Below are 22085 nucleotides of genomic sequence, written 5' to 3' on the forward strand. Positions count from 1 at the left end.
TCGAACAAGTCCGCTTGGAACCGGGAACCGCCTGAGGTGTCACCGCTCGCGTCGGACGGTTGTCAGCTCTGGTTCCGGGCTCGGCGGCGGCGCGCGATGAGGAGCGTGCCCGCTCCCGCGACCAGTGCCGCGGCAGCCGCGCCCGTGATCGGCAGTGTCGAGGAGCCGGTCTCTGCGAGGTTGCCGCCGTTCGACGTCGTTCCGTTGTCACCGGTCGACGACGACCCGCCGGCCGAGCCATTGGTCGAGCCGCCCGAGCCATCGGTCGAGCCGCCCGTCGAACCGTTGGAGCCGCCGGTCGAGGCGCCCGTCGAACCGTTGCCGCCACTGGTCGAGCCGCCCGTCGAGCCGGTCGACCCCCCGCCCGTGACGTCCAGCGTGATGTCGGCCTTGTCGTTGGCCTTGTCGTGGTCGAAGGGTCGTGGTCCGGTGCTCAGCGCGATCGAGCCCTTGGCGCCCGCGATCCGCTTGTCGATTTTCAGCTTGAAGGTGTAGCCCATTTGGGCGTCCTCGGCCATGTGCATACCGACGTGCGCGGGGCAGCGATACTTCCCGCCGTCGGCGTGGCAGTAGTAGTCGCGCTTGACGACCGAGGTCCCGGCGGGAGGCGTGATCATGATCTGGACGCCCTGCTCCCCTTCGTCCCCTTCCAGGACCCAGGCGGGCCCGGCGTTGGCGAACGCCACCTTCATCGTCACCGTGTCACCGACCCGCCCCCTCAACGCGGCGCCCGTCACCTGGTAGTCGGCCGTGTTGACGGAGGTGACCGACACATTGACACGTTTCGCGGAGCCCTCGCCCCCGGCCGGTTGCTCGACCAGTTTCACCGCCGGCGCGGTCCCCGGCACCGACGGTTCTCCGTTCTCGTCGTCCATCGGGGCGCCGCCCTCCTCGACACGCACGCGCAGCCTGTCGTGGAACGCGCGGTCCAGTGCCGTGACCCGGAGAGGTTTCTCGGGCGTGTAGACGACGCCCGGCCCCACCGCCTGGTCGAACGTGCACGTCGCGGTCCAGTTCTCGGGCATCTCGTCATAGGACCTGATGTGCTGTACACGGCAGTTGGAGGGAACGTCCACGAAGGCGAGCCCCCGGGTGACGGAGTAGGAGACCCACACCGTCTCGGCGGTCCCGACGCCCTTGTTCGCCACGGTGACCGGCAGGTCGAAGGTGCCCCCCGGTTTCAACCCGTGGATCGGCTCGACGCCTCCGACGACCAGTTCGGGTGCGGTTCCGTCGCCGAAGGCCGCGGGAGCCACGGCCAGCACGATCAGGCCGGCAGCGCCGAGGGCGGCGACAACGGCACCGGAGGCGCGACGGTTGTGTGGGGGTATCGGCATGGAGAGATCCTCTGTCGGGACGCGGGTAAACGGACGGTGCCCTCCAGGGGAACAGTCCTTCGTTCCCTAGACCCTTGCCGATCTCGAACGGTTGTACATCCGGTGCCTTCTCCGCCGCGGGATCACCTCCTTGTGGCCGACCGCGGCGGCCATCCGCCGCAGGCATCTGGCCGGCACCCGATCGAGGAATGAGCGGCCGTACGCCGTGGTCGGGCTCCAGAGCGAGGCCTGGCAAGGCGGAGGCATGGGAGTTGCGGCAGCTCAAGGCGGCGCACGCGCAGAGAGGATCCCGACGGTTCGTGCGATTGGCGCACGAGGTGCGCGCGGGCACGAACTGGTGCCGCATCAGGGGCCGTTGGCCCTCTCGATGGGTACTGTGCCGACGTGGCTGACGAGAAGGACAGCGGGAGCGACTCGATACGGCAACGTCCGTGGGATCTGGTGGTGGAGACCGTCTTGCTGGAACTCGTCGGCCTCGCCTTCCTTGGGATCGCCACCCTTGTGGCGTGGCTGTTCGGGTGGCTGCCCGACCCCACTCTCGGCATGTTGACCACGAGCATGCTGGGGCTCTGGCCTGCGGTTGAGTTGTACCGTGCGGGACCGCCCCGACGGCTCGCCGTTGTTGCCGCTGTCCTTGCGCTGGCAACCGTGACAGTGCTTGTGGCTGCAGTGGCGAACTGGGCCCTTCCCGCGTCGGCTGACTCAGACGTCGGCATCCTCATCGGCTACGTCGTCGCCCTACCCGTCGCCGCGGCTGTGTTCGCGTGGTTCATCAACAGGGCGAACGTTGCCTGACGCGGCACTGGCCAACCCTCAGCCACAGTCCGCCAGCCGCGTCGTCATACCCACCGCTGGGCACCTACTGAGGTTCGGTGCCGCCAGGTTCGGGGAACATCGAGGACTCCGTGAGCGGCGAGCCCTTCGCCATCGTCATGTCGGCGTGCGCCGGGCCCGATCCCTGCCTGGATCGTCGCTGCCGCTTTGCTTGCGACATGGAGCGATCCTGCCTTCGCAGGCCAGGAGGCGGCATCTCCATTTCCCGTGCTCGCACGAGGCCCGGTCGAGCCTCACGCCCAGCTGGCCTTGCGTCTGAGTCCGAGGAGTCGAAGTTCCAGGCGGGATCCAGTTGCGGGTATCGGATGGTGGGTGCCTGCGGTGGAAGCTGATCACCGGTCGCCGTGATGTGCGCCTTCCAGACGAACGGCCCTACAACTCCGCAGGGAGGCGCACGGTGAGCCGGACGGGCCCCGGGCCGTTCGCGGGCTTCCGGACGCTTCCGGCAAATGGCCCCGACCGCGGCGCTCACCGCTGTCGGGGCCCATGTGCCCTCTGCCCGCCGGTAGTTCGCAGCCCTGGCCGATCAGACCCCAGCCCGCCCTGTCCGTGGCCGCGGGCAAGGAGCTGTCGCCAGTGCAGTGCGTGTTGTACGCGGGTGTTGCCGGGCTCTGCGCTAGAAGGTCAGGTTCCAGGCGTCGATCTTGCCTGTGTCGGAGGCGGCGTTGTCGTTGACGCGCAGCTTCCAGGTGCCGTTCGCGACCTCCGAGGAGGCGTTCACGGTGTAGGCCTGGGCGATGTTGTCGGCGCTGCCGCCGGCGTGGTTGTGCAGCGTGTAGACGGTGCCGTCCGGCGCCACCAGGTCGACCTTCAGATCACCGATGTAGGTGTGCTTGATGTCCACACCCACCTTGAGGGTGGCCGGCGCGTTGCCGGTCACGCCGGTCACGGCGATCGGGCTTTCCACGGTCGCGTTGTCGTTGATGGCGAAGTCCGCGAGGTTCTCGAAGTACTTACCGGGCGGCGGGGTGGTCCCGACGGCCTTGAGGGCGTCGACCTGTCCTTCGCCGAAGAACGCATTGTTGGCCGTCGTGCCCGTGCAGCGGCTGTCCGAGGGGCAGGCGACGTCGTTGGCCTGGGCGGCCAGCTTGGCCCGGATCTGCGCCGGGGTGATGCCCGGGTTGGCACTGGCGATCAGTGCCGCCACGCCGACGACATGCGGGGTGGCCATCGAGGTGCCGCTCTTGCTGCCGTAGCCGCCGCCGGGGACGGTGGAGTACACGTTGCTGCCCGGCGCCGCGACGTCGATGACGCCCTGCCCGAAGTTGGAGAACGAGGCCTTGGTGACACCCGTACCGTTGGCCGCGACCGTGACCACGCCCGGCAGCTCGGTCGGGATGTCGAGGCAGGCGTTGGTGATCGTGCGGGTGACCGGCGTCGAGTCGTTCGGGCTCGCGGAGTCGGTCGTCTTGTGGGCGAGGTCGTAGTTCTCGTTGCCCGCGGCGGCGATCTGGAGGGAGCCCTTGCCCTCTGCGTACTCCTGGGCGCGCTTGACGCCCTCGATGATGGCGGCCTGGTCGATGTTGTCCGGGCAGTTGAACTGCCACGGGTCCGTGTAGTAGCTGTTGTTGGTGACCTTGAAGCCGTGGTCACCGGCCCAGACGAAGCCGCAGATGGTGTTCTCGGCGAAGAAGAAGGAGTTGCCCGGTTCGGCGACCCGGACCGCGGCGATCTTCACGCCGGGGGCCACGCCCACGACACCCTTGCCGTTCTTGGCCGCGGCGATGGTGCCCGCTACGTGGGTGCCGTGCGTGTCGACGTCCCGCCAGGCGCCGACACGGGTGTCGGGCTTGCCGTAGGCGCAGGAGACCGAGTCGGCCGCGTCGAAGTTGGGTGCCAGGTCCTGGTGCTGGTCGTCCACACCGGTGTCCAGGATGCCGACCGTGACGGAGGCGGAGCCCGGGTTCACGGCCCAGGCCTGGTCGGCCTTGATCTGGCTCATGTCGGCCCGGACCGGTTCTCCGGCCGGGGTCGAGGCCTGGGCCGGATTGGCCGGGAGCGCGGGGTTGTAGGCGTCGGCCGGGACGTCCGAGGTGCGCGTGGCGCCGACCTGCTGCACGCCCGCGACGCCGCGCATGGTGGCGGCGAAACCGCTGGACGCAGAGTGGGCGACGATCACGCCGATGGCGTCGAAGTTCGAGAACACGGTGCCGCCGTTGGCCGCTATCGCGGAGCGGACCGCCGAACTGTCACCGGGGGCGGTGATCACGAGGTAGGCACGCGTGCCGGCCACCCAGGCCGCACTCTGAGAAGCCGGCGCGGTGGCCGGAGCGTGGGCCTTGGTGGCCGGCACGGGGGAGGGGCCGACGGGGAGCGTGCCCGCGAGGGCGCCCGGGGCGCCGAACGCGAAGGCGGCGCCGACCGCGGCCGCCAGGACCAGCGTGCGTCTGGTCCGGTTTGATATGTGGGGTATCAATGCGTCCTCCGGAGACAGCCCCGCCGTGCTCATGACACCAGTGGGGCCGTACGAAACGAGTGGTGGATGCAAGATGTCAGGCTCGTGCTCCTGTACGGAAGTACCTTTCCGTACAGGGGCGTTGTGGGGGAATGGCTGAAAAAAGACGTACTCCGGGCATCGGGGGGTCGGGATCCACGGGAGCTCGACGACGTCGACCGCGTCCTGACGTACGCCGCCGACCTGATGCCGGCCGTCGACGGGGTGGGTCGACTGCCGGTGGGGTGGCTGACCGGGTTGTGCCTGCAGTTCGGTGACGAGCCCGCCGCCGGGCAGGCCGCGCTGCTGCCCGGCCGCCGACACCGACGGACGTCACGGCATCCACGCCGACGACCTCGACGCGCTCCCCCGCACGGTCACCGCCGCCTGACTCCCCCCGGCGCGCAGGTCACCGAAAGGGTTGCAGGGCAAGGCAGTGACATCCCTCACGCGCCCGGTCCTCATCAACGTGCCGCGATAGTACGTGGCGTGTGGCCGATATAGGCGGATCTGGCATGTGGAAGCGGGCATACGAGGCATCTCGGCCGGGGTCACTGGACCGGGTCCCCGGCCCCGAGCCGCCGGACCGCCTCTGCCGCCCTTCTGACGGAATGTGAGGCGTCGTCGACGTCCGGCGAGGCGGCCCGGCACAGTCCCGGGCCGGATTCAAGAGTGCCCATTGTCTACTAGGTGAGGTAGTAGAAGCCCCCGTTGTCGTGCCCTCCCTCGGCTTTTAACAATGACGGCCCCGCAAGGCGTCCCCGCAGGTCAAGCACAGGTGTCTGTGTGAAGCCGAGCCCGCCGGAGGCGCAAAGAGAGTCGACCGAACGAGGTCCGCATGAGGAACCACCGGAAGCACGGCCGGAAGACGCGCCGCAGGCCCATAGCCGTTGCCGTTCTGGCCATGGGCGCGGTGGCGGTGCCGTCCGCCGCCATGGCGTGCATGGGCGACGGAGGAGCCGAGGCCATCACCGCCACGTCCAGCGGTCACCGGACGGACGGGAGGAAGGCGTCCTGGGACGGACACCGGACGGACGGGAGGAAGGGGTCCTGGGACGGGCACCGGAGGCGGGACGTCCGAACCGCGAAGCCCACCGCCACGGCTTCGCCCTCGGCCTCCCCGACGACCTCTCCCAGGACTGAGGCACCAGCCTCGAAGAAGTCCAAGGCGCCCGTCTCGAAGGCGGCCACCCCGCCGGCCCCGACGAGGACCACCGTCCCGACTAGGACTGCGGCCCCTACGAGGACCGCTGCCGCGCCGAAGCCGACCGCCGCGCCCCCCTCGACGGCCGCCGCACCGAAGCCGCCCACCGTCACGGCACCCGCCGCAAGCACGGCGACCCCCGCGTCCGCCGCCGTCGCCCGCGTGGTCGCCCTGGTCAACAGCGAGCGCGCCAAGGTCGGTTGCTCCCCGCTCGTCCTGAACGCGAAGCTCTCGTCTGCCGCCCAGGCCCACAGCGCGGACATGGCGAGCCACAACACCATGTCGCACACCGGTTCCGACGGGTCCGACCCGGGACAGCGGATCACGCGCGCGGGCTACCTCTGGAGCACCTACGGCGAGAACGTCGCGTACGGGTACTCCACGCCCGAGCAGGTCATGGCGGGCTGGATGGCCAGCGCCGGCCACAAGCGCAACATCCTGGACTGCGGCTTCAAGGAGATCGGCGTGGGGGTGGCGCAGCCCGGCAACTACTGGACGCAGGACTTCGGCACGGCCCGCTGACGCTGACGGGCCCCACGCCCGTCACAGGCCGCCGACCATCACGCCGGCCGCGGCCGCCGACCATCACGCTGGCCGCCGCCCGCCGCCCGCCGCCCGCCGCCCGCCGCCCGCCGCCCGCCGCCCGCCGGCCGCTCCGCTCGCTCCGGAGCGGCCGGCGGCGGGACCGCTGGTGGAGATCTCGACGCTCTGGGTGCCGATCACACAGGCCGATGGCTCGGCATGGCATTCCGTCCCTCACTCTCCCGCAGGAACTGAGGGGCTCAGGCGTCGATGATGACGGGGATGATGAGAGGCCTGCGACGGTAGGTGCGAAACGCCCAGTTCGCCACGGCGCGGGCGATGAGCTGTTCGAGTTGGATCGCGTCTCCGACGCCTTCGGCGGCGGCGGTGGCCAGGGTCTTCTCGATGACGGGGACGACCGGCTCGAAGGTGCTGTCGTCATGGGCGAAGCCGCGGGCCAGGAAGTCGGGGGCTTCGGCGAGGGCGCCGGTGTCGGCGTCGACGATCGCCACCACCGTGACCACCCCCTCCTCCCCGAGCGTGCGGCGGTCCTTGAGGGAGGCTTCGGTGACGCCGCCGACCTCCATCCCGTCCACGTAGACGTAGCCTGCGGGGACCTTCCCGGTGATGGACGCGCGGCCGTCGACGAGGTCGACGACGACGCCGTCCTCGGCGATGACGACCCGGTCCGGGTCGACACCGGTACGGATGGCGAGGTCGCCGTTGGCCTGCAGGTGGCGCCACTCGCCGTGCACGGGCATGACATTGCGGGGTTTGACGATGTTGTAGCAGTAGACGAGTTCGCCGGCGCTGGCGTGCCCGGAGACGTGGACCTTGGCGTTGCCCTTGTGGACCACGTGGGCGCCCCACCGGGTGAGCCCGTTGATGACGCGGTAGATGGCGCTCTCGTTGCCGGGGATGAGGGAGCTGGCGAGCAGGACGGTGTCGCCCTTGCCGATACGGATCTGGTGGTCGCGGTTGGCCATGCGGGACAGCGCCGCCATCGGTTCACCCTGGGAGCCGGTGCACACCAGAGTGATCTTGTGGTCCGGGAGCTTCTCCAGTTCCTTGGTGCTCACGACCAGACCGGAGGGGACCTTCAGATAGCCCAGGTCACGGGCGATTCCCATGTTGCGGACCATCGACCGGCCGACGAAGGCGACCTTGCGGCCGTGCTGGTGGGCGGCGTCCAGGACCTGCTGGATGCGGTGCACATGGCTGGCGAAGCTGGAGACGATGACCCGGCGCGGCGCGGTGCGCAGCACCTGCTCGATCGCCGGGTTCAACTCACGCTCGGAGGTGGTGAAGCCGGGTACTTCGGCGTTGGTGGAGTCGGTGAGGAACAGGTCCACACCCTCCTCGCCGAGGCGGGCGAAGGCACGTAGATCGGTGATGCGGTCGTCGAGAGGGAACTGGTCCATCTTGAAGTCGCCGGTGTGCAGCACCATCCCGGCGCCGGTGCGGATCGCGACCGCGAGGCCGTCCGGGATGGAGTGGTTGACCGCCACGAACTCGCAGTCGAAGGGCCCGAAGCTGCGCCGGTCGCCCTCCCGTACGCGCACCGTGCGCGGCCGGATGCCGTGTTCCTTGAGCTTGGCCTCCAGGAACGCCAGCGTCAGCTTGGAGGCGACGATGGGAATGTCGGACCGCTCGCGCAGCAGGTAGGGCACGCCGCCGATGTGGTCCTCGTGACCGTGGGTGAGGACCACGGCCACGATGTCGTCCAGTCGGTCCCGGATGGAGGTGAAGTCCGGAAGGATCACGTCTACGCCGGGCTGGTTCTCTTCGGGGAACAGCACGCCGCAGTCGACGATGAGCAGCTTGCCGGCGTACTCGAAGACGGTCATGTTGCGGCCGATCTCGCCCAGGCCGCCCAGGGCGATGACCCGCAGCCCTCCTTCGGGAAGGGGCGGAGCGGCTTTCAGCTCGGGGTGTGGATGACTCATGCCTGGACGTTACCCGGAGAATGGGACGACGTGATCCATTGCCTGGGCGATCGTTCCTCCTGCCGAGCGGATCGAGCGGTGCCGACAGCAGGCCGACGACCGTCTGACCGGCCGCTTGCAGGGCCCGGCTCCTGGTACTGCAACGGTGCTTGTCCAGATTGCCGGGCAGCTTTCAGGGGCTGTGTCCGCGTCGCTAGCAGGGGGCAGACGGGATCGGAGTTGGGGTAAGTGGTGGGCTGGGAGGGCGAGGTTCAGCGGGGGGCAAGCGCAAAGCGTCCGTGTACAGCCCGGATCAGTCTTCGGCGTCGTGGTAGTAGACCGTAAGACTCGGCCGATAGCCGTCCGCGGTGATCTCCGTATGCATGACGAGATCCTGAACCTCGACCAAGCCGAGGTCTTCGATGGAGTCCGCGACCCTACGGAGCAGCGCAGGCACGTCATCCTGCCCGGTTCCCTCCGGGTTCGCCTGGGAGAAGTGTCTGATCGTCCACGATTCCATGTGCCCATGATCACCCAAGCGCCAGCCGTCAATGCTGTCCCGTCCAGACGGACCATCCAGGTCTGCCGTACAGCAGCGAAGTACAGCAACCTCCGTGCGACCGAGCGACCGAGCGACCGTCACCAGGTCCAAGCACCGCGAAGCCCATCGGCGTGGGGGGCATGGTCAGACGGCCTGTGCCTGGGGAGTCTGGGCGCGGGTGATGTCCAGAGCGTGCACTCTGGATGCGAATGCGACGAATCAAGCTGAATGTCTGTTAGGCGTGATTCAGTCTGATATCTCGAGAGCACGTCAGTGTGGAGACAGGCTTTCGACGGTGCCTGACTTGCTTGCCCCCTGAAGGGGAGTGAAGATCCCTGAGCTGCCCCGTCACGGTGACAGGAGCAGGGTCATGGGGGGCACGATCGTGGTACAGCGGATGAATTTGCTGGGAGAACCAGGGGTGGGACTGCCGGGGATACCCGGAAGGGCCGAAAAGAGCCGCGCGGGATGGCTCTGGAACCGCCCTTGGAAAATCTATGTGTTCTTGGCGGTGCTCCTGTTCTTCAAAGTGGCCTACGCCCTGGACAGCTGGTACATGACACGGGACGTGTTCACGGGAGCCCACGGCCCCTTTCCTGCCGTGTTCGCCGCCGAGGCCCCGGTCGCGCCTGAACACGTCATAAGCCTTCCGGAGGGTGATCAGGTCCTGGTGCACGGGTTGTCCCTGCGGTGGACGGACGAGTACACGGACAAGTACAACGGCATGGCGGCCGTCAACGTGCGGACCGGCAAGGAGTACTGGCACTACGAGCGCCATGATGTGGACGACGCCTTGGTGTGGCAGTTCGGGGCGTCGGAACGCACGGCGGTGGCCCGCTTCACCGACGGGAAGCTCGTCGCCCTCGATCTGCGCACCGGCAAGCTGTTGTGGCACGCGGAGATACAGGCAGGCGACCGTGGTCGGAACGTGAAGATCGCCGGAGGCCAGGCTGTGACCGAGGACCCCGGTGCCGTGCGCGCCTTCGACGAGCGCGACGGCCGGAATCTGTGGACGGCGAAGACGCCCAAATGGTGTCACGAAGTATTCCTCAGGTCCGTCCACACCCTGTCGGACCATCTGAGCGCCATACAGGTGTTGTGCAACGGCTCGGGACGCTACGGCCCTGACGACGTCGGCCTGCTCATGGGTGTCGACAACCGCACGGGCAAGGTCCTTTGGCATCGACGCACCGTGGACCCGGATCTGACGACCTGGGGCGGTGGGCACACGTTGATCGCTCCGGACCCGGATCACCGGCAGACCATCCAGTTGCTCGACGTGAACCGTCATGGGATCTCTCCACGCACCGATCTCCCGCTGGACAAGTGGGACGTGGTCGCTGTGGGTGACAGCACCGTGCTGTCCGGCACCAACCCGAAGAACCGTGCCAGCAAACACGACACCCTCTTGAGCGCCTTCGACGCCGTGGACGGACATCTGTCCTGGCAGTTGCGGGCACCGAGCGACCATGAGTACGGGCTTCCTAAGATCGCAGACGGCCGGGTGTACGTCGTACGCCAGCCGTATCTCACCGCGGCGGACGCCGGCAGCCAGTTCCTCGCCGACCTGCTCGTTCTCGACGCGGACACGGGACGCCTCCTCCACACCCTGCGGCTGCCGACCATGACGGCGGACGATGAGACCGCCGACTACGAGAAGCTCGTCATCGGCGACGTAAGCGACGGCGCGGTGGGCGTCGGCTGGCGCGACGATGGGGGAGACCTGCTGATCGTCACGGACTGACCGCCGACTCAGGAACCAGGCGGGTGCCCACATCGGCCATGACCTGCTGGCCTACGCAGGCAGCCGACGGTACAGCCCACCGACGTCTACCTTCCCATCGACCTGAACGTCCGCCCCACTGCCTCGCCGGCCGAAGCACTTCAGACCATCACCGCCGGCGGACTGCTCATCAGCGCCCTCGCCACAGCCGACCCGGCCCTGAGTGCCTGGTACTGGGGCCAGTGCGACCCCGAAGGCTTCGCGGCAATGGGCGTCGCCGAAATCCTCTGAACGGCTCCCAAGCAGGACCGGCCTTGCGCCGGAAGGGGTCCGCGGCGCACAGGATGACATCTACGGCTGACGTCAACGACGCCGGACAGGTGCGTACGTCGGCGACTCTGTCCGGCCGTCACCCCGGCCGTCGGCGGACGCCAGACCGGGCTTGGATCCGGGAACCCCGGGGATCCAGGCGACGGATGCCCAAGCTGCGACACCGCTTTGCCGCAGGTCAGCCCGGCACCTTCCCCCAAACGCCCCTATCTTCCCAACCTGGCGTGAGGCGTGTCGCCTTCCAGGCCTGGACCGCATCACCACAGCCAGCGACCCAGGAACTCGGCCCAGATGTATCCCTGGTACCCCGCGAACGCTGGCGGGTCGCATTCCTCCAGTTCGGCCGCCAGCTCTTCCAACTCGGCCAAGACAGCGGCTTCCTCGTGGTCGTCGGGGTTGAGGAGCAGGTCGCACGTGTCGACCCACAGCCCGTAGTGGTGCAGGCACTGCACCTAGAGGCCGACGGAGGAGTTGGCAAACCACGGCTCGCCGTCCGGCTGAACGTAATAGACAGTTCCGGTGGCCGGCTCCACGGCCCACGAGGCCGTCAGGGCACCGTCCGGGAGGTCCGAGAGCTGTCTCTCGGCCAGGCGGTACAGCAATCTTCCATCAGAGGTCGGCAACGACGGCTGAGGTCCTTCCTGAAAACACACCCGGGTGAGAGGCGTGTCCTCGGTGTGAGGAATGCCGACCTCCATCAGGACCGTCTTGTCAGCGTCCGGGATCCGCCAGTCACCCACTTCAGACCCATTGGCGCGGGTCACTCCCTGTCCGCCCGCCCAGTCGACGAGATCGTCGTAGGTCAGGCCCTCATAGAACAGCGCCACGATTACCTCCGGCCCCGGAAGCGTCCGCCGACTCACCCGAGGCCGACCGATAATCCGACCAGGCCCACGACCGCTCCCTCGCACCGATGCCTGCGGGCTCAACCGCCGTACAGCCGAAGGCTCTCCGCTCACTTCATGAAGGCAATCACCAGCGGGTCCGACTCGGGCGCGATGTAGTCGTAGGTCGGGGAGTCGACGTGACAGTGATCGCTTGCATCTGCCTCGGAGGCGAAGCCCTCGATGTTGTCGGCGAGAAGGTCGAGAGCTTTTCGCCCTCCCCGGATCCTCAGGATCTCGTCCTCCGCGACGATCGAGGCGGTGTCGCCCTCCGGGTCCTCCCGGAACGCGATCTCGGACAACGACCTTTCGTAGGGAAAAGGGTGCCGGTTCTCGGAGAGATCGCAGCTTCCGGCCTTCCCCCGCAGCAGGTGTCCGAGCGCCAAGAGCTCTGGACGCGCCCCAGAGAGCTCGATTTCTCTGGTCCCCCCGCTGTACAGCACCTGCAACATCTCATCGCCTCCGGTCTGCCGCCTTTACCGATCACCAAGGTGGATCATTCTCCCGGCCCTTCGGCCTCAGTCGGGCTTACGTTTCCACGGCAGATCTCTATGTCGCAGGTCGCAGCGTTGATTGACCACACCGTCGCAGGTTGGAGACCTGGCACGTCAGTGCACGTTGTGCTGGGGTGGAGAGGGTCGGCTCTACGGCTTTGGATTTCGGTCGAATCAGCCGAAGTTGTTGATCTGGTCGCTCGTTGTAGGGCGGGTGGCCTGCCACTGCTCAGGATTCAGCAGACGTGTCCGCGCGGCCAGACGGCGCAGGGCGGCGATGGCACCTTTGTCGAGTTGGGCCCCGCTGTAGCCGATGTACGCCACGACGCCGGGCACCGGCTCCCAGGCCAGCGCGCCGTTGCCACCGAACGCAGACGTGATGATCGCGGGCTTGCCCTTCACCGTCCCTGCCGTCTGAACGTCGGCGGCGTACAACTGGTCTTCGAAGCCGCCGCATCGGGCGACGCCGGTGAAGGTCAGGCCGCCTGAGAGCGCGTCTTCCTCCCCGGTCCCGGTTGAGCTGTATCGGGCCTCGTATATGTAGGTCGGGCGTGAGGTGCCTGTGGCCGTTACCGAAAGTCCGGGCGGTGATTCGACCTCGGGGCGGCCCGAGGCGTTGCTGGTGGCGGCAGCGACAGCGATCAGCTCGGACTGCGGCAGATCCCCTCGGACTCGTGCGTATGAGCCACCGACTGGCCAGGTGATCTCTCGCTCAAGGGTCCTTCCCGAGACGCCGCCGACCAGGACCGGGCGCCCCCCTGTCGGCGCAGGTACGGGGAACGTGACCACCGCGCTGTGCCGTCCCAGAGAACCGTTTGAACGTCGTACGACCACCGTCGACGGGCCTGCGTCCGCTCTGCGATCACGCCTGATCAGCGTGGCACCCTGAGACAGTCGTAAGCCTGTGATCACCATGCCGGGGGTCTGCCCCGCCCTGACAGTCGCGTCCGGGCCATCAGGAAAGGCACGGCCGGACGGCGACGCCGACGACGAACTAACGGGTGCTGCCGGGGCCTGTTCGTCGGGGCCGCTCACGGCCACGATGCCCACCACGAGCGCCGCGGACAGGGCCACGGCTACGGCCACAGCGATGAGCCGACGCGGCGGTCTCCAGGGCGGTCGGTCCGAGCCATTGCTGAGTACGTCCCCCATGCTCACAGTCTCCCTCGACAGGTTCCGGGCCGTACAGACAGCGGCGTCTTCGATGCGGGTGAACGGGCTTGCTCTGGTCGACGCCGCAAGCCAGTAGCGTGGCTGATCCGGTGGAGCAGGAACAGTCAGGGGCCGTTCTCTTTCCCGGCGCAGGTCGGCGTCCGCCGCTCCCCGGTGTTCCCCGCTCGTTCGCACGAGATCAACCAACGCCCTCAGAGGGCACGTCAGCTCGGCTGCGGCGGACCGATGACGGCTGGCCAGTCTGCTTGGCCGGCCCGGACGCATGGCTTTCCTCGCAAGGTGGCGGGTCCGCCGCGATCGGGGCGGACCCGCCACCTTGACCGTCGCAGCCGCGGTTACCGCCGGCTTGGCCCCTACCAGCCCGCCAGCACCGCGGACATCACTTCACCACGACGTTGTCCCCGGACGACGTCGACGGCCCGGTGGTGGTGTTGCCGTAGTACACCCAGCGCCACGTGCCCGTCTTGGAGGCCTTCACGGTCGTCCTGAGATCACCCGAGCCGTTCGCGTACACCTTCTTCACCGTGGTGTAGGCGGCGGCGCCGTCAGGCTTGAACTGCAGGCTCACCAGGCGGCCTCCGTAGGAGGCGTACTTCCTGGTCTCCCAGTTGGCCCGCGTGACCTTTCCGGTCACGGTGATGGTCTTGTCCTTGGACACCGGTTCGGGCGAGGCGTTGACGGTCAGGCGGGAGTTGCGCTTGACGTCAACCGTCAGACCCTTGTCGTCGGTGTCACCGCCGCCGCCCTCGAAGGACACCTCGGCCCCGACCTTCCAGGCCCCGGCCTCGCTGTTATGCATGTCCCACACGCTCGGGTCGAAGTACATCGTCTCGTTGAAGTCGCAGACGCCCGAGCTCACCTTGATGCAGTCGCTCGTCTCGATGGCGTGCCACAGCCGATCACCCGAGCCACTGCGGTACAGGAACACCGCCGGCCACTTCCACTTGTGCGTGGTCGCCATCCGGAAGGAGGCGGGCACCGCGACCTCGTTCGACACCCCGATCACAATCGACTTGCCGCCGTTCACCTGGACACGGCTGAACGAGACCCCACCCTCGGCCGCCCCGGCCGGCACCGCGGCCACGGCCGTGAACACCGCCGCCGCACCACCGGCCACGAGGACTCTCCAGACCTGCTTCCCCACCTGATCCCCAATCTCCTTGCGGAAATGCACCGAAGGTTCATCCCTCCAGCGCCTTACAGACCGTCAACATCCGCATGGGGTTGTACAACCGCGCATCACAATGGGGCATCAGACATTCCCCGCCCCACGCGAAGCGGAGAGGTCGGTGCGAGCACTCCTCGATCGGCCAGCGCACCCCGGCGACCCGCACGAGCGTCGACAGCGGCGTCGGTTGCGGGGTGGAGCACAGGGAGAACGCGCACTTGCCGGTGGCGGTGTTGCGGCGGACCAGCAGTTGGCGGCCGGTGCCGGTGCCGGTGCCGGTGCCGTCCAAGGCGATCCACGCCCACCGGTAGGTAAGCGGGCCTTGGTGCCGGCCCCAGTACTGCGAGTCGGACAGGCGCTCTCGGGAAGGCTCCGCGCCGCAGCGTGATCATCACCCGGGCCGGCCCAGCACCGAGACGATCTCTGCAGCTACGCTCCTCGGGGCAGTCGACAGCGAGCACGACCGGGGGAATCCGTGAACCGACCACTGTTGTTCCTCGACGTGGACGGGCCGCTCAACCCCTATGCGGCTAAGCCGGAGAGGCGTCCCGACGGCTACACGACACTCAGAGTGCCCCTGGACGGCGGGGCTCAAGCAGAGGGCAGGCGCCTCTCGTACCGACGTCGTCGCCCCCTGCGGGTCTGGCTCAACCCGGAGCACGGTCGGCACCTGCTCCGGCTCGGTTTCGAGCTGTGCTGGGCCACCACATGGATGGGCGACGCCAACCGGTGGATCGCACCGGTGCTCGGCCTTCCGGAACTTCCCTTCGTCGACTTCGGTGACGCCTTGTTCCAGGAGCGCCCTGATGGAGTCCACTGGAAGACCGGTCCGCTGGTGGACCACGCCCATGGCCGTCCCTTCGCCTGGGTGGACGACGAACAGAGCGAGCGGGATCAGACCTACGTGACCACCCACCATCGCGGGTCGGGGCTTCTACACCACGTCAACCCGCGGATCGGCCTACGGGAGAACGACTTCCACACGCTCGCCGACTTCGCACGCTCCCTGGACACTCCACGAACCACCAACTGAGCACGTCGTCGGCTCTTCAGGTGGCCACGCACTCGGAGCCGCGATCATTGCGGGACAGCCCATGGACGGCCCTCCCGGCCCTGGAACACCGTCGTCGGGGGCGGGCCGCCTGTGGTGGGATGGCCCGATGATCGCCACAGTGCTCTGGGAGCGCGAACTGCACCAGCGGGGCGGCGTTTCCGTTTTCGTCGTCGGGCCTGACTGTGTCGTCCTGCACGAGCGGCACACCCGGCTGGTCTGCCTGGAGCGCGTCGACGGCTCTGTGCGCTGGGACGTCCCGCTCGGTACCTGGCCGCGCGGGATCGTCCTCGCGGGGGACCGCGTGCTGGTGTTGCCGCAAACGCCGAACCTGCTGTCCTGCATCGATCTGCGGACGGGTGCGTCGCTGTGGAGCGCCCCGACACCGCGGTGGACGGGGAACCTCGCGGTCCAGTCGGACACCGTGGTGATCGGCGGTTGGCGCGGCTACACCCCGATGAGTGGCCTGGACCTCGCCGACGGGGGCGTCCGCTGGACGACACCGTCGCCGGTGACGTCCGTACGGTCCCTCGCGTGGGCCGGCGGGGTGCTGACCGGCAGTGGCCACGAGGCGGTTCTCCTCGATCCGGCCGACGGGAGCGACCTGGCTCGGTGGCAGTTGCCGGACCCGCTTGCGGGAACCGACGGGAGGGTGTTCGTCCCGGTGGGTGCGGAGCGGGTGGTGGCGGTCTGCGAAGCCTCGTCGCTGGTGACCTTCGGTATCGGCGCGGACGAGCCCAACCGGCTCGGATCCTACGAACCGTTCGGGGCCGTTGGGTACATCCACGGGTCGGTCTGGATGATGCGGTCACTCAGGGGGTTCCTCGCGGTGGATCCCGCCGACGGGATGTCGACGTGGTCGGTCGAGACGGATCGGCGGATTGTGGTCGACCCTCTGCCGTACGCCGACGGTGTCCTGGTCGGGGATGCCAACGGCGGCATCCGGCGGTTGGGGCCCGACGGCCGGACCGTGGAGGGGTGTTCCCTGACCGGTCGGCGCCTGGACGCGCTGGCCGCCGCCGACGACGGCGGGCTGTTCTTCGCGGCGAAGGGCACCATCGGCTCCTTCACCGTCAGCCCGAAAGCCCAGCGGCTGACCACATCCGCAGCCGGCACGGGAGCCCGCTCCGTCCGCGAGTCCACTGGGCAAGATCCGAAAGGGACGGCCCAAGGGACGGCCCAAGGCTTGTCCCGCAGCGGTCACTGAGCGTCGCCCCTGGGCTCTCCGCCAACGTGGCTGTGCGGTGCCCGAGGCGTGCGACCTTCCTCAGAGGTCGGGGAACGGTGGCGTCTCGTCCATCGTCAGCAGCAGTTTCCGTGCTGGTTCGGCCTCTTCCGGCCGCATGGAGGAGGCGAGGCCCTCGATGACCCGTCGGCCCGCGTGCACGGCTTGCCTGGCGGCCGCTTCCCAGGCCGGCTGCTCCCGGAAGCTCGTGCGCTTCGGGCCGCCGGCCGCCGCGGCCGAAGAGTGCCAGTTGTCGGTCCGGTAGATGCTCTCCAGTAGATCCAACAGCTCGGCCTTGCAGGGCACGTACGGGGCCCCGGCGAGCTCCAGGAGGAAGGGGACCGTCGGAGCGGTCGCCTCACCGACTACGAACCCCAAGGCGCAGACGCTGTCGCCCAGTTCGTCGACTGCGAGGCGGGCAGCGTCCTCGCCTCCGTACGCGATCCGTGAGAGCAGCGGCGGGATGTCCCCGGCGGGGAGCTGTCGGGCATCGCGCAGTTCCCCCCAGCGGACGCCGGAGACGCCTCTCAACAAACTTCCCACGCACGGTCACCTTTCATCGGGCGCGCGTCTGCTTCGCCGCCATCTTCATCTGGGCCCGACGCTGACGATGACGGCGTGGTTCAGTCCCACCACAGGGACCACACCGTCGATCGGGCCATGCCGTCGCCGGCGACCTGAGCGTCATCCACGGTGTCCTCGCAGTAGCCCGTCAATTCCGTGGCGGCCTGTGCGGCGGACCGGGGGTCCAAGGGCGGTCTGTCGACGACGAGTTCCAGGCGTGGGCCCGAGGCGAAGAAAAGCTCGGCCCCCCACTGCTCGTGCCAGCGTCTGAGCAGCGCCGCATCGTCGGCTGGGTGGAGGTAGTGGGTGCTGCCGTTGCCCGTCATGATGAGACCGGGCAGCAAGACGGGCACCTCGTAGCCTCCTCGCGCCGGAACGAAGTGGAGCCACCACTGATCCCTCCAGTACATGGTGTTCCGATTTTCGGGAGCCCAGCGTGACACCCCTGGCAGCGGCTCCGCGATCGCATGACCCAACCGCGGTGCCAGGCGACCGGGGTCATATTCGTCAAGCCATTCCTCGAGCTCCCCTTCCTCCGCACAGGCGAAGTCCCTGATCCATAGGAAGCTCGACAGCACGATGGATGCCGCGCGCGCATCGTGGTCCCGGCACACGACCTCGGCCATCATGTTCTCCAGAAACGCAGCGTCCACGCCCTCGTGGAGACGGCCGTCACCGGTCAGACCCTCCGGTGATATCCCGCTGACGTAGGGCCACCAGCCGGTCTCACCGTGCTTCCCGCGCCACTCGTCCCATACGTCACGCACCCTGTCCGACGTCACGAGCACGCTCACCACCTCAACGCCCGCAGTTGTGGTGGACCGCATCGGCTGCGACTGGGGAAAGAGCGTCCGTAGAGCGGAAAACAGATCGTCCGCGGCAAGGCGTGGCTGGTGGAGGAACGTGTTCATGATGTCGGGACCCTACGGTCCGCTCACTCACCACGCACCCGATAAAGAGCCCCGCACTCGGCGTACGAAGATCATCGCAGGATGGTTAGGGTGCCTTCGTCAGCCGAAGGAGTGGAGGCGCATGATGGAGCAGGACGAAGCATCGCAGCTCGCGGTGGCATTCCTCGAGGACAGCCAGGCAGAGTATGAGCCGCCTCTTGCCGTCGACACGGAGGGCGTCTGCCAGAGCAACGGACTTCTGATCGTGCCGTACAACTCGGTGCAGTACCTCGCCTCGCGTGATGTCAGGGAGCAACTGTTGGACTGCTGGCCCATCCTCGTCGACCTTGAGCGCGGAGACGTGCGGTTCGGAACGCTGGACGAGCGGCACCTGTGGAGGAACGCGAGCGCCTGACGAGGCCATGGCTGACCGCAAGGTTCGGTACAGCAGACCCCCCTGCGCCGCCCGGTCTCCCGGTCGTACCCGACCCTGAGACGGCCACAGTCTGGATCACGACACGGCTACATGAGGGCAAGTCCTAGGCCGACGACTAACCCCTGACCCGGCCGCCTCCGGCGCGTCCCCCAGTGCGCATCAGGGCCGCACCACACCGACAACGGCCGTTGCGAGGCCGACGCCCCCGAACACGACCAGCCCTATGGTCCAGACGCGGTGGGACCGTAACCTGACGAGACCCTTGGAGGGCATTCCGGCTTCTCTGCAGCGCTCTTCCGCTGGACCGTGGACTTCGGGAAGTCCTCGGCTCTTCTCGAAGTCCTGCAACCAGATGCTGTCGGCCAGTTCATGGCGCCGGTGCTTCGCCAGAAGCTGCACGGACATGAAGGAGACGACCACCGACAGCAACCCGGAGGCGATTTGCGCCAGTTGCCCCGTGTCAGGGCTCAAGGCGATGGTCATGAGAAACGCCTGAGCCGTCAACCCCAGGCCCGGAGCTTGCCACATCATCGAGTCGAACCCGGCGCGGCGGGCGGCCACCGCCTGGTACTGGAGGAATGCTTGCTCGTCACTCGGGGCGGGAGGCGTTGACATGATTACCATGCAATCAGCCGGCCAGCTCGTCTGGAAGGAGCTCGACGCAGTTCGCTCCGCTCCACGGAGAGCCTGTGGTCGAGTGACCGTCGACCGGCGCATGTCTGGCGACATGGTCTACCTGGTCGGTCGGCAAGGCTGAGTCATTGGCGTCTATTCGGCGTGAAGTTGAGGGCCGTCCAGCCACCGGAGCAGCGAAATTCAGGTGCCGCGATGACAAGGACGCTGCCAGGCTGCGCCCATGATGGGTGAGATTCGATGAGGACGCGCGCCCTGAGATTCGGTCTGTTCGCCGACCAGGAGGGGCTGACATGGGTCCGGGGACTCGTCGAGGAGGCCGTGCGGCCCCGGAGCGCCCGGATCGTCAGTGTGACGGTTTCGCACACCTTCCCTGGCAGCGAACTGACCACGGCCGAGGTGTACGGCACGCTCGCGGAACAATGGGCTTGGGAAAACCCTGGTCGGAACAGTGGCGCGCGTTCTTCGGTCGAGTTGCGCGTTCACGTGGCGTGTTCCCTGCGGGCGTGGCGAGCGATTCGCAAGACAGTGATCAAGACTCTATGTCCGGAAGGCACGGCACCCCATGTGTGCCGTATTCCGTGGTTCGCCGCCTGATCGGAATCACGCGCTGGCCGCCCTCACCTGCGGACGTGCCGGTGTGAGTCCTGCCTTGCCCCGGCTTCTGGGGTGGCGGGGGAGCTTCTGGCCCCTTGCTTCGACGCCTAGAGGCTCAGAATGCGCGGCAGGCGGTTTAGCCGTTCTGTACTCGCGGAGTGTCTTCGATTCCTACGCTTGGTCACCTGCGATGGGCGGATGGCACATGGTCAGGAGTGTTTGTGAGTGCGGAGATCGTCGAGCTGGTGGATCAGGCCACGCCGTATCTGTCGGCCGCTTTGACCACGTACGGGGCGGCGGTCCTGAGCCGGGCTGAAGAGGCTGCGGTGGGTGCCGCGGTCGAGGGGACAGCGGGTCTGGGGCAGCGGATTCTGCATCTGGTGTGGCGGCGACGGGACGAGGAAGGCCGGGCCGTTTTGGAAGGAGCTGTGGCGACAGCCGTCGAGGAGCCGGACGACGTGGATGCGGCGGGGGCGCTGCGGCATCAGCTCAAGCGGGCATTGCGGGAGGATGCGGAACTGGTGCGCGAGCTGGCGGCGTTGCTGCCCGTGTCGGGCGGAGCAACGGTGAATGCGTCGGGTACACGTGCGATCGGCGCGCAGCACATCGGTATCGCGGCTTCAGGCGACAACACCACCATTCACCCGCCCAAGCAGTGAGTGCGCGGATTTCGGGACGGCCGGTGGAGGTAGAGGCATCCGGTGAACGGGCGATCGGGGCCGAGTCGATCGATGTGGCCATCAGCGGGGACCACGCGCGGGTCGTTGTCCTGCCGGCGCAGGCCGTGCACTGGGCGCACACCGTTCAGGCTCCAGCGAAAGCCGGGTTCCTGCCAGAGTCGGTGTCAGGGGTATTCGTCGGCCGCGAGCGTGAGCTGACCGAACTGCGGAAGCTGCTGACGGGCGGGGGCTCCGCCGCCGTGGTTCAGCCGCAGATGTCCCCGTCGCGGGCGAGAGCGATCCACGGGCTGGGCGGAGTGGGCAAGAGCACCCTGGCCCTGCATTACGCCGACCGCTACCGCAGTGAGTACACGCTGGTGTGGTGGATCGCTGCCGAGTCTCCCGAGTCGATCGTGATCAGCCTCGCCGGAATCACTACAAGGTTGTGTCCGCAGTGGGCACAGACGGCCGATACGGACCAGCGGGCGGCATGGGCCATCACGTGGCTCCAGGCCCACCCCGACTGGCTGCTGATCTTCGACAACGTCGAGCATCCAGCGCACTTACGTCCCTACTTCGGCACATTGGACGGCGGGCAGCACCTGGCCACCAGTCGAAAGGCCACCGGATGGCACTCGATAGCCCCGGCGATGGCCCTAGGTCTCCTTTCCCCCGACGAAGGCACCGACCTGCTGTGCGCCATCGCCTTCCCAGGCCGGATCCCTACCGGTGATCAGCGGGAGGCGGCATGTCGGCTCGTCGAAGATCTGGGGTGTCTGCCGCTGGCCCTTGAACAGGCGGGCGCCTACGCCTACCGGACCGGCACCGACCTCGACACCTACCGCCGGTCGCTGGGCCTGGTCCTGGACGAGGGCCGTGACGTGAACGATCCCGAACGCACCATCGCCCGGATCTGGGGCCAGACTCTCACCGCGATCACCGCCCGTGACCCGCTGGCCGTCACTCTCCTGCACACCATGGCATGGCTGGCCCCCGACGACATCCCCCGCAACCTCCTGGCACCCCTCGCCCCCGACTCACTCGCGCTGGGTAACGCACTGGGCGAGCTGCACGCCTACAACATGATTGCCTTCACCGACGATCACCAGGGCGTCAGCATCCACCGCCTGGTGCAAACCGTCCTGCGCCACAGCCTCACCACAGCACCCGACACCTACCCTCCAGGCCGACAAGAAGCAGAGCGTCTCGCCCGTGAGGCCATGCCTGACCAGGACAGCGACATCACGCGGTGGGAAAGCCTCCTGCCCCACCTGTTCGCACTCGCCGCCACGACCGCCCCGCACCTCCCGACATCCGCCCAGACCGCCGACACCTACAGAGACGCGGCACAGTACCTGTCCCGACAGGGACGCGACGCTCACGCCATCCCTTTGCATACGGCCACCGTCGCCCGGTGCGAGCAGGTACTGGGCGACACCCACCCCGACACGCTGACCAGTG

At 67.9% G+C, this 22085-nt stretch carries 22 protein-coding genes; 8 read left to right on the plus strand and 14 right to left on the minus strand.

From position 1 onward, the window contains the following. Window positions 1–62 precede the first annotated feature (62 nt). Entirely contained in the window at window positions 63–1337 is a 1275-nt protein-coding gene (locus ACFRIC_RS04625; RefSeq protein WP_382779303.1) for a hypothetical protein, read from the minus strand. 384 nt (window positions 1338–1721) lie between these two features. Between ACFRIC_RS04625 and ACFRIC_RS04630 the strand changes: the two genes are divergently transcribed. Further along, window positions 1722–2132 (plus strand): hypothetical protein, encoded by a 411-nt coding sequence (locus ACFRIC_RS04630; protein WP_382779306.1) that lies wholly within the window; start codon window positions 1722–1724, stop codon window positions 2130–2132. 655 nt (window positions 2133–2787) lie between these two features. Here the strand turns inward: ACFRIC_RS04630 and ACFRIC_RS04635 are convergent. Both ACFRIC_RS04635 and ACFRIC_RS04640 read right to left on the minus strand, forming a co-directional pair. Then, window positions 2788–4620 carry a S8 family serine peptidase gene (locus ACFRIC_RS04635; RefSeq protein ID WP_382779309.1) on the minus strand — a complete coding sequence of 611 codons (1833 nt, stop codon included), beginning with the start codon at window positions 4618–4620 and terminating at the stop codon, window positions 2788–2790. A 972-nt stretch (window positions 4621–5592) separates the two neighbouring features. Then, on the minus strand, window positions 5593–6072 hold the full coding sequence (locus ACFRIC_RS04640) for a hypothetical protein (RefSeq protein WP_382780870.1): 480 nt from the start codon (window positions 6070–6072) through the stop codon (window positions 5593–5595). Here ACFRIC_RS04640 and ACFRIC_RS04645 point away from each other — a divergent pair. Further along, window positions 5972–6331, plus strand: coding sequence for a CAP domain-containing protein (locus ACFRIC_RS04645; RefSeq protein ID WP_382780792.1), 360 nt, complete (start codon window positions 5972–5974; stop codon window positions 6329–6331). The two genes, ACFRIC_RS04640 and ACFRIC_RS04645, sit on opposite strands and share 101 nt — an antisense overlap. 260 nt (window positions 6332–6591) lie before the next feature. On the opposite strand, the gene ACFRIC_RS04650 is transcribed toward ACFRIC_RS04645, so the two are convergent. Beyond that, window positions 6592–8277 carry a ribonuclease J gene (locus ACFRIC_RS04650; RefSeq protein WP_382779312.1) on the minus strand — a complete coding sequence of 562 codons (1686 nt, stop codon included), beginning with the start codon at window positions 8275–8277 and terminating at the stop codon, window positions 6592–6594. Window positions 8278–8569: 292 nt separating this feature from the next. After that, the gene (locus ACFRIC_RS04655; RefSeq protein ID WP_382779314.1) at window positions 8570–8776 is read right to left on the minus strand and encodes a hypothetical protein; all 207 of its coding nucleotides are present in this window, start codon (window positions 8774–8776) and stop codon (window positions 8570–8572) included. 520 nt (window positions 8777–9296) lie between these two features. Between ACFRIC_RS04655 and ACFRIC_RS04660 the strand changes: the two genes are divergently transcribed. Beyond that, complete coding sequence (locus ACFRIC_RS04660) at window positions 9297–10541, plus strand: PQQ-binding-like beta-propeller repeat protein (RefSeq protein ID WP_382779316.1); 1245 nt, start codon at window positions 9297–9299, stop codon at window positions 10539–10541. A gap of 566 nt (window positions 10542–11107) precedes the next feature. On the opposite strand, the gene ACFRIC_RS04665 is transcribed toward ACFRIC_RS04660, so the two are convergent. From ACFRIC_RS04665 to ACFRIC_RS04690, 6 genes are all read right to left on the minus strand, one after another. Further along, window positions 11108–11302 (minus strand): hypothetical protein, encoded by a 195-nt coding sequence (locus tag ACFRIC_RS04665; RefSeq protein WP_382779319.1) that lies wholly within the window; start codon window positions 11300–11302, stop codon window positions 11108–11110. After that, on the minus strand, window positions 11303–11677 hold the full coding sequence (locus tag ACFRIC_RS04670) for an SUKH-4 family immunity protein (RefSeq protein ID WP_382779322.1): 375 nt from the start codon (window positions 11675–11677) through the stop codon (window positions 11303–11305). It abuts the gene before it with no gap. 128 nt (window positions 11678–11805) lie between these two features. Further along, window positions 11806–12186 (minus strand): hypothetical protein, encoded by a 381-nt coding sequence (locus tag ACFRIC_RS04675; RefSeq protein ID WP_382779325.1) that lies wholly within the window; start codon window positions 12184–12186, stop codon window positions 11806–11808. Between the two features lie 216 nt (window positions 12187–12402). After that, a complete protein-coding gene (locus ACFRIC_RS04680; RefSeq protein WP_382779327.1) occupies window positions 12403–12630 on the minus strand; it encodes a hypothetical protein in 228 nt (75 codons plus the stop codon). Between the two features lie 1150 nt (window positions 12631–13780). Next, window positions 13781–14545 carry a hypothetical protein gene (locus tag ACFRIC_RS04685; RefSeq protein WP_382779330.1) on the minus strand — a complete coding sequence of 255 codons (765 nt, stop codon included), beginning with the start codon at window positions 14543–14545 and terminating at the stop codon, window positions 13781–13783. Window positions 14546–14582: 37 nt separating this feature from the next. Then, window positions 14583–14858 carry a hypothetical protein gene (locus ACFRIC_RS04690; protein ID WP_382779332.1) on the minus strand — a complete coding sequence of 92 codons (276 nt, stop codon included), beginning with the start codon at window positions 14856–14858 and terminating at the stop codon, window positions 14583–14585. A 186-nt stretch (window positions 14859–15044) separates the two neighbouring features. Between ACFRIC_RS04690 and ACFRIC_RS04695 the strand changes: the two genes are divergently transcribed. Next, entirely contained in the window at window positions 15045–15602 is a 558-nt protein-coding gene (locus ACFRIC_RS04695) for a hypothetical protein (protein WP_382779335.1), read from the plus strand. A gap of 127 nt (window positions 15603–15729) precedes the next feature. Continuing rightward, window positions 15730–16827 carry a PQQ-binding-like beta-propeller repeat protein gene (locus ACFRIC_RS04700; RefSeq protein ID WP_382779338.1) on the plus strand — a complete coding sequence of 366 codons (1098 nt, stop codon included), beginning with the start codon at window positions 15730–15732 and terminating at the stop codon, window positions 16825–16827. 60 nt (window positions 16828–16887) lie between these two features. Here ACFRIC_RS04700 and ACFRIC_RS04705 read toward each other — a convergent pair whose 3' ends face one another. Beyond that, window positions 16888–17388 carry a hypothetical protein gene (locus ACFRIC_RS04705; RefSeq protein WP_382779341.1) on the minus strand — a complete coding sequence of 167 codons (501 nt, stop codon included), beginning with the start codon at window positions 17386–17388 and terminating at the stop codon, window positions 16888–16890. 80 nt (window positions 17389–17468) lie between these two features. Further along, the gene (locus ACFRIC_RS04710; protein ID WP_382779344.1) at window positions 17469–18320 is read right to left on the minus strand and encodes a DUF4253 domain-containing protein; all 852 of its coding nucleotides are present in this window, start codon (window positions 18318–18320) and stop codon (window positions 17469–17471) included. A gap of 121 nt (window positions 18321–18441) precedes the next feature. Here ACFRIC_RS04710 and ACFRIC_RS04715 point away from each other — a divergent pair, with 121 nt between their 5' ends. Continuing rightward, on the plus strand, window positions 18442–18714 hold the full coding sequence (locus tag ACFRIC_RS04715; protein ID WP_382779347.1) for a hypothetical protein: 273 nt from the start codon (window positions 18442–18444) through the stop codon (window positions 18712–18714). Between the two features lie 180 nt (window positions 18715–18894). On the opposite strand, the gene ACFRIC_RS04720 is transcribed toward ACFRIC_RS04715, so the two are convergent. Next, window positions 18895–19350, minus strand: a complete 456-nt coding sequence (locus ACFRIC_RS04720) for a hypothetical protein (protein ID WP_382779350.1) — start codon at window positions 19348–19350, stop codon at window positions 18895–18897. Window positions 19351–20186: 836 nt separating this feature from the next. On the opposite strand from ACFRIC_RS04720, the gene ACFRIC_RS04725 reads away from it, so the two are divergent. Further along, on the plus strand, window positions 20187–20624 hold the full coding sequence (locus ACFRIC_RS04725; RefSeq protein ID WP_382779352.1) for a hypothetical protein: 438 nt from the start codon (window positions 20187–20189) through the stop codon (window positions 20622–20624). A 23-nt stretch (window positions 20625–20647) separates the two neighbouring features. Continuing rightward, on the plus strand, window positions 20648–22085 hold a 1438-nt coding region (locus tag ACFRIC_RS04730), incomplete at its 3' end, for an NB-ARC domain-containing protein (RefSeq protein ID WP_382779355.1).

The sequence above is a fragment of the Streptomyces sp. NPDC056738 genome (assembly GCF_042790435.1).
In the GTDB taxonomy this organism is placed as follows: Bacteria; Actinomycetota; Actinomycetes; order Streptomycetales; family Streptomycetaceae; genus Streptomyces.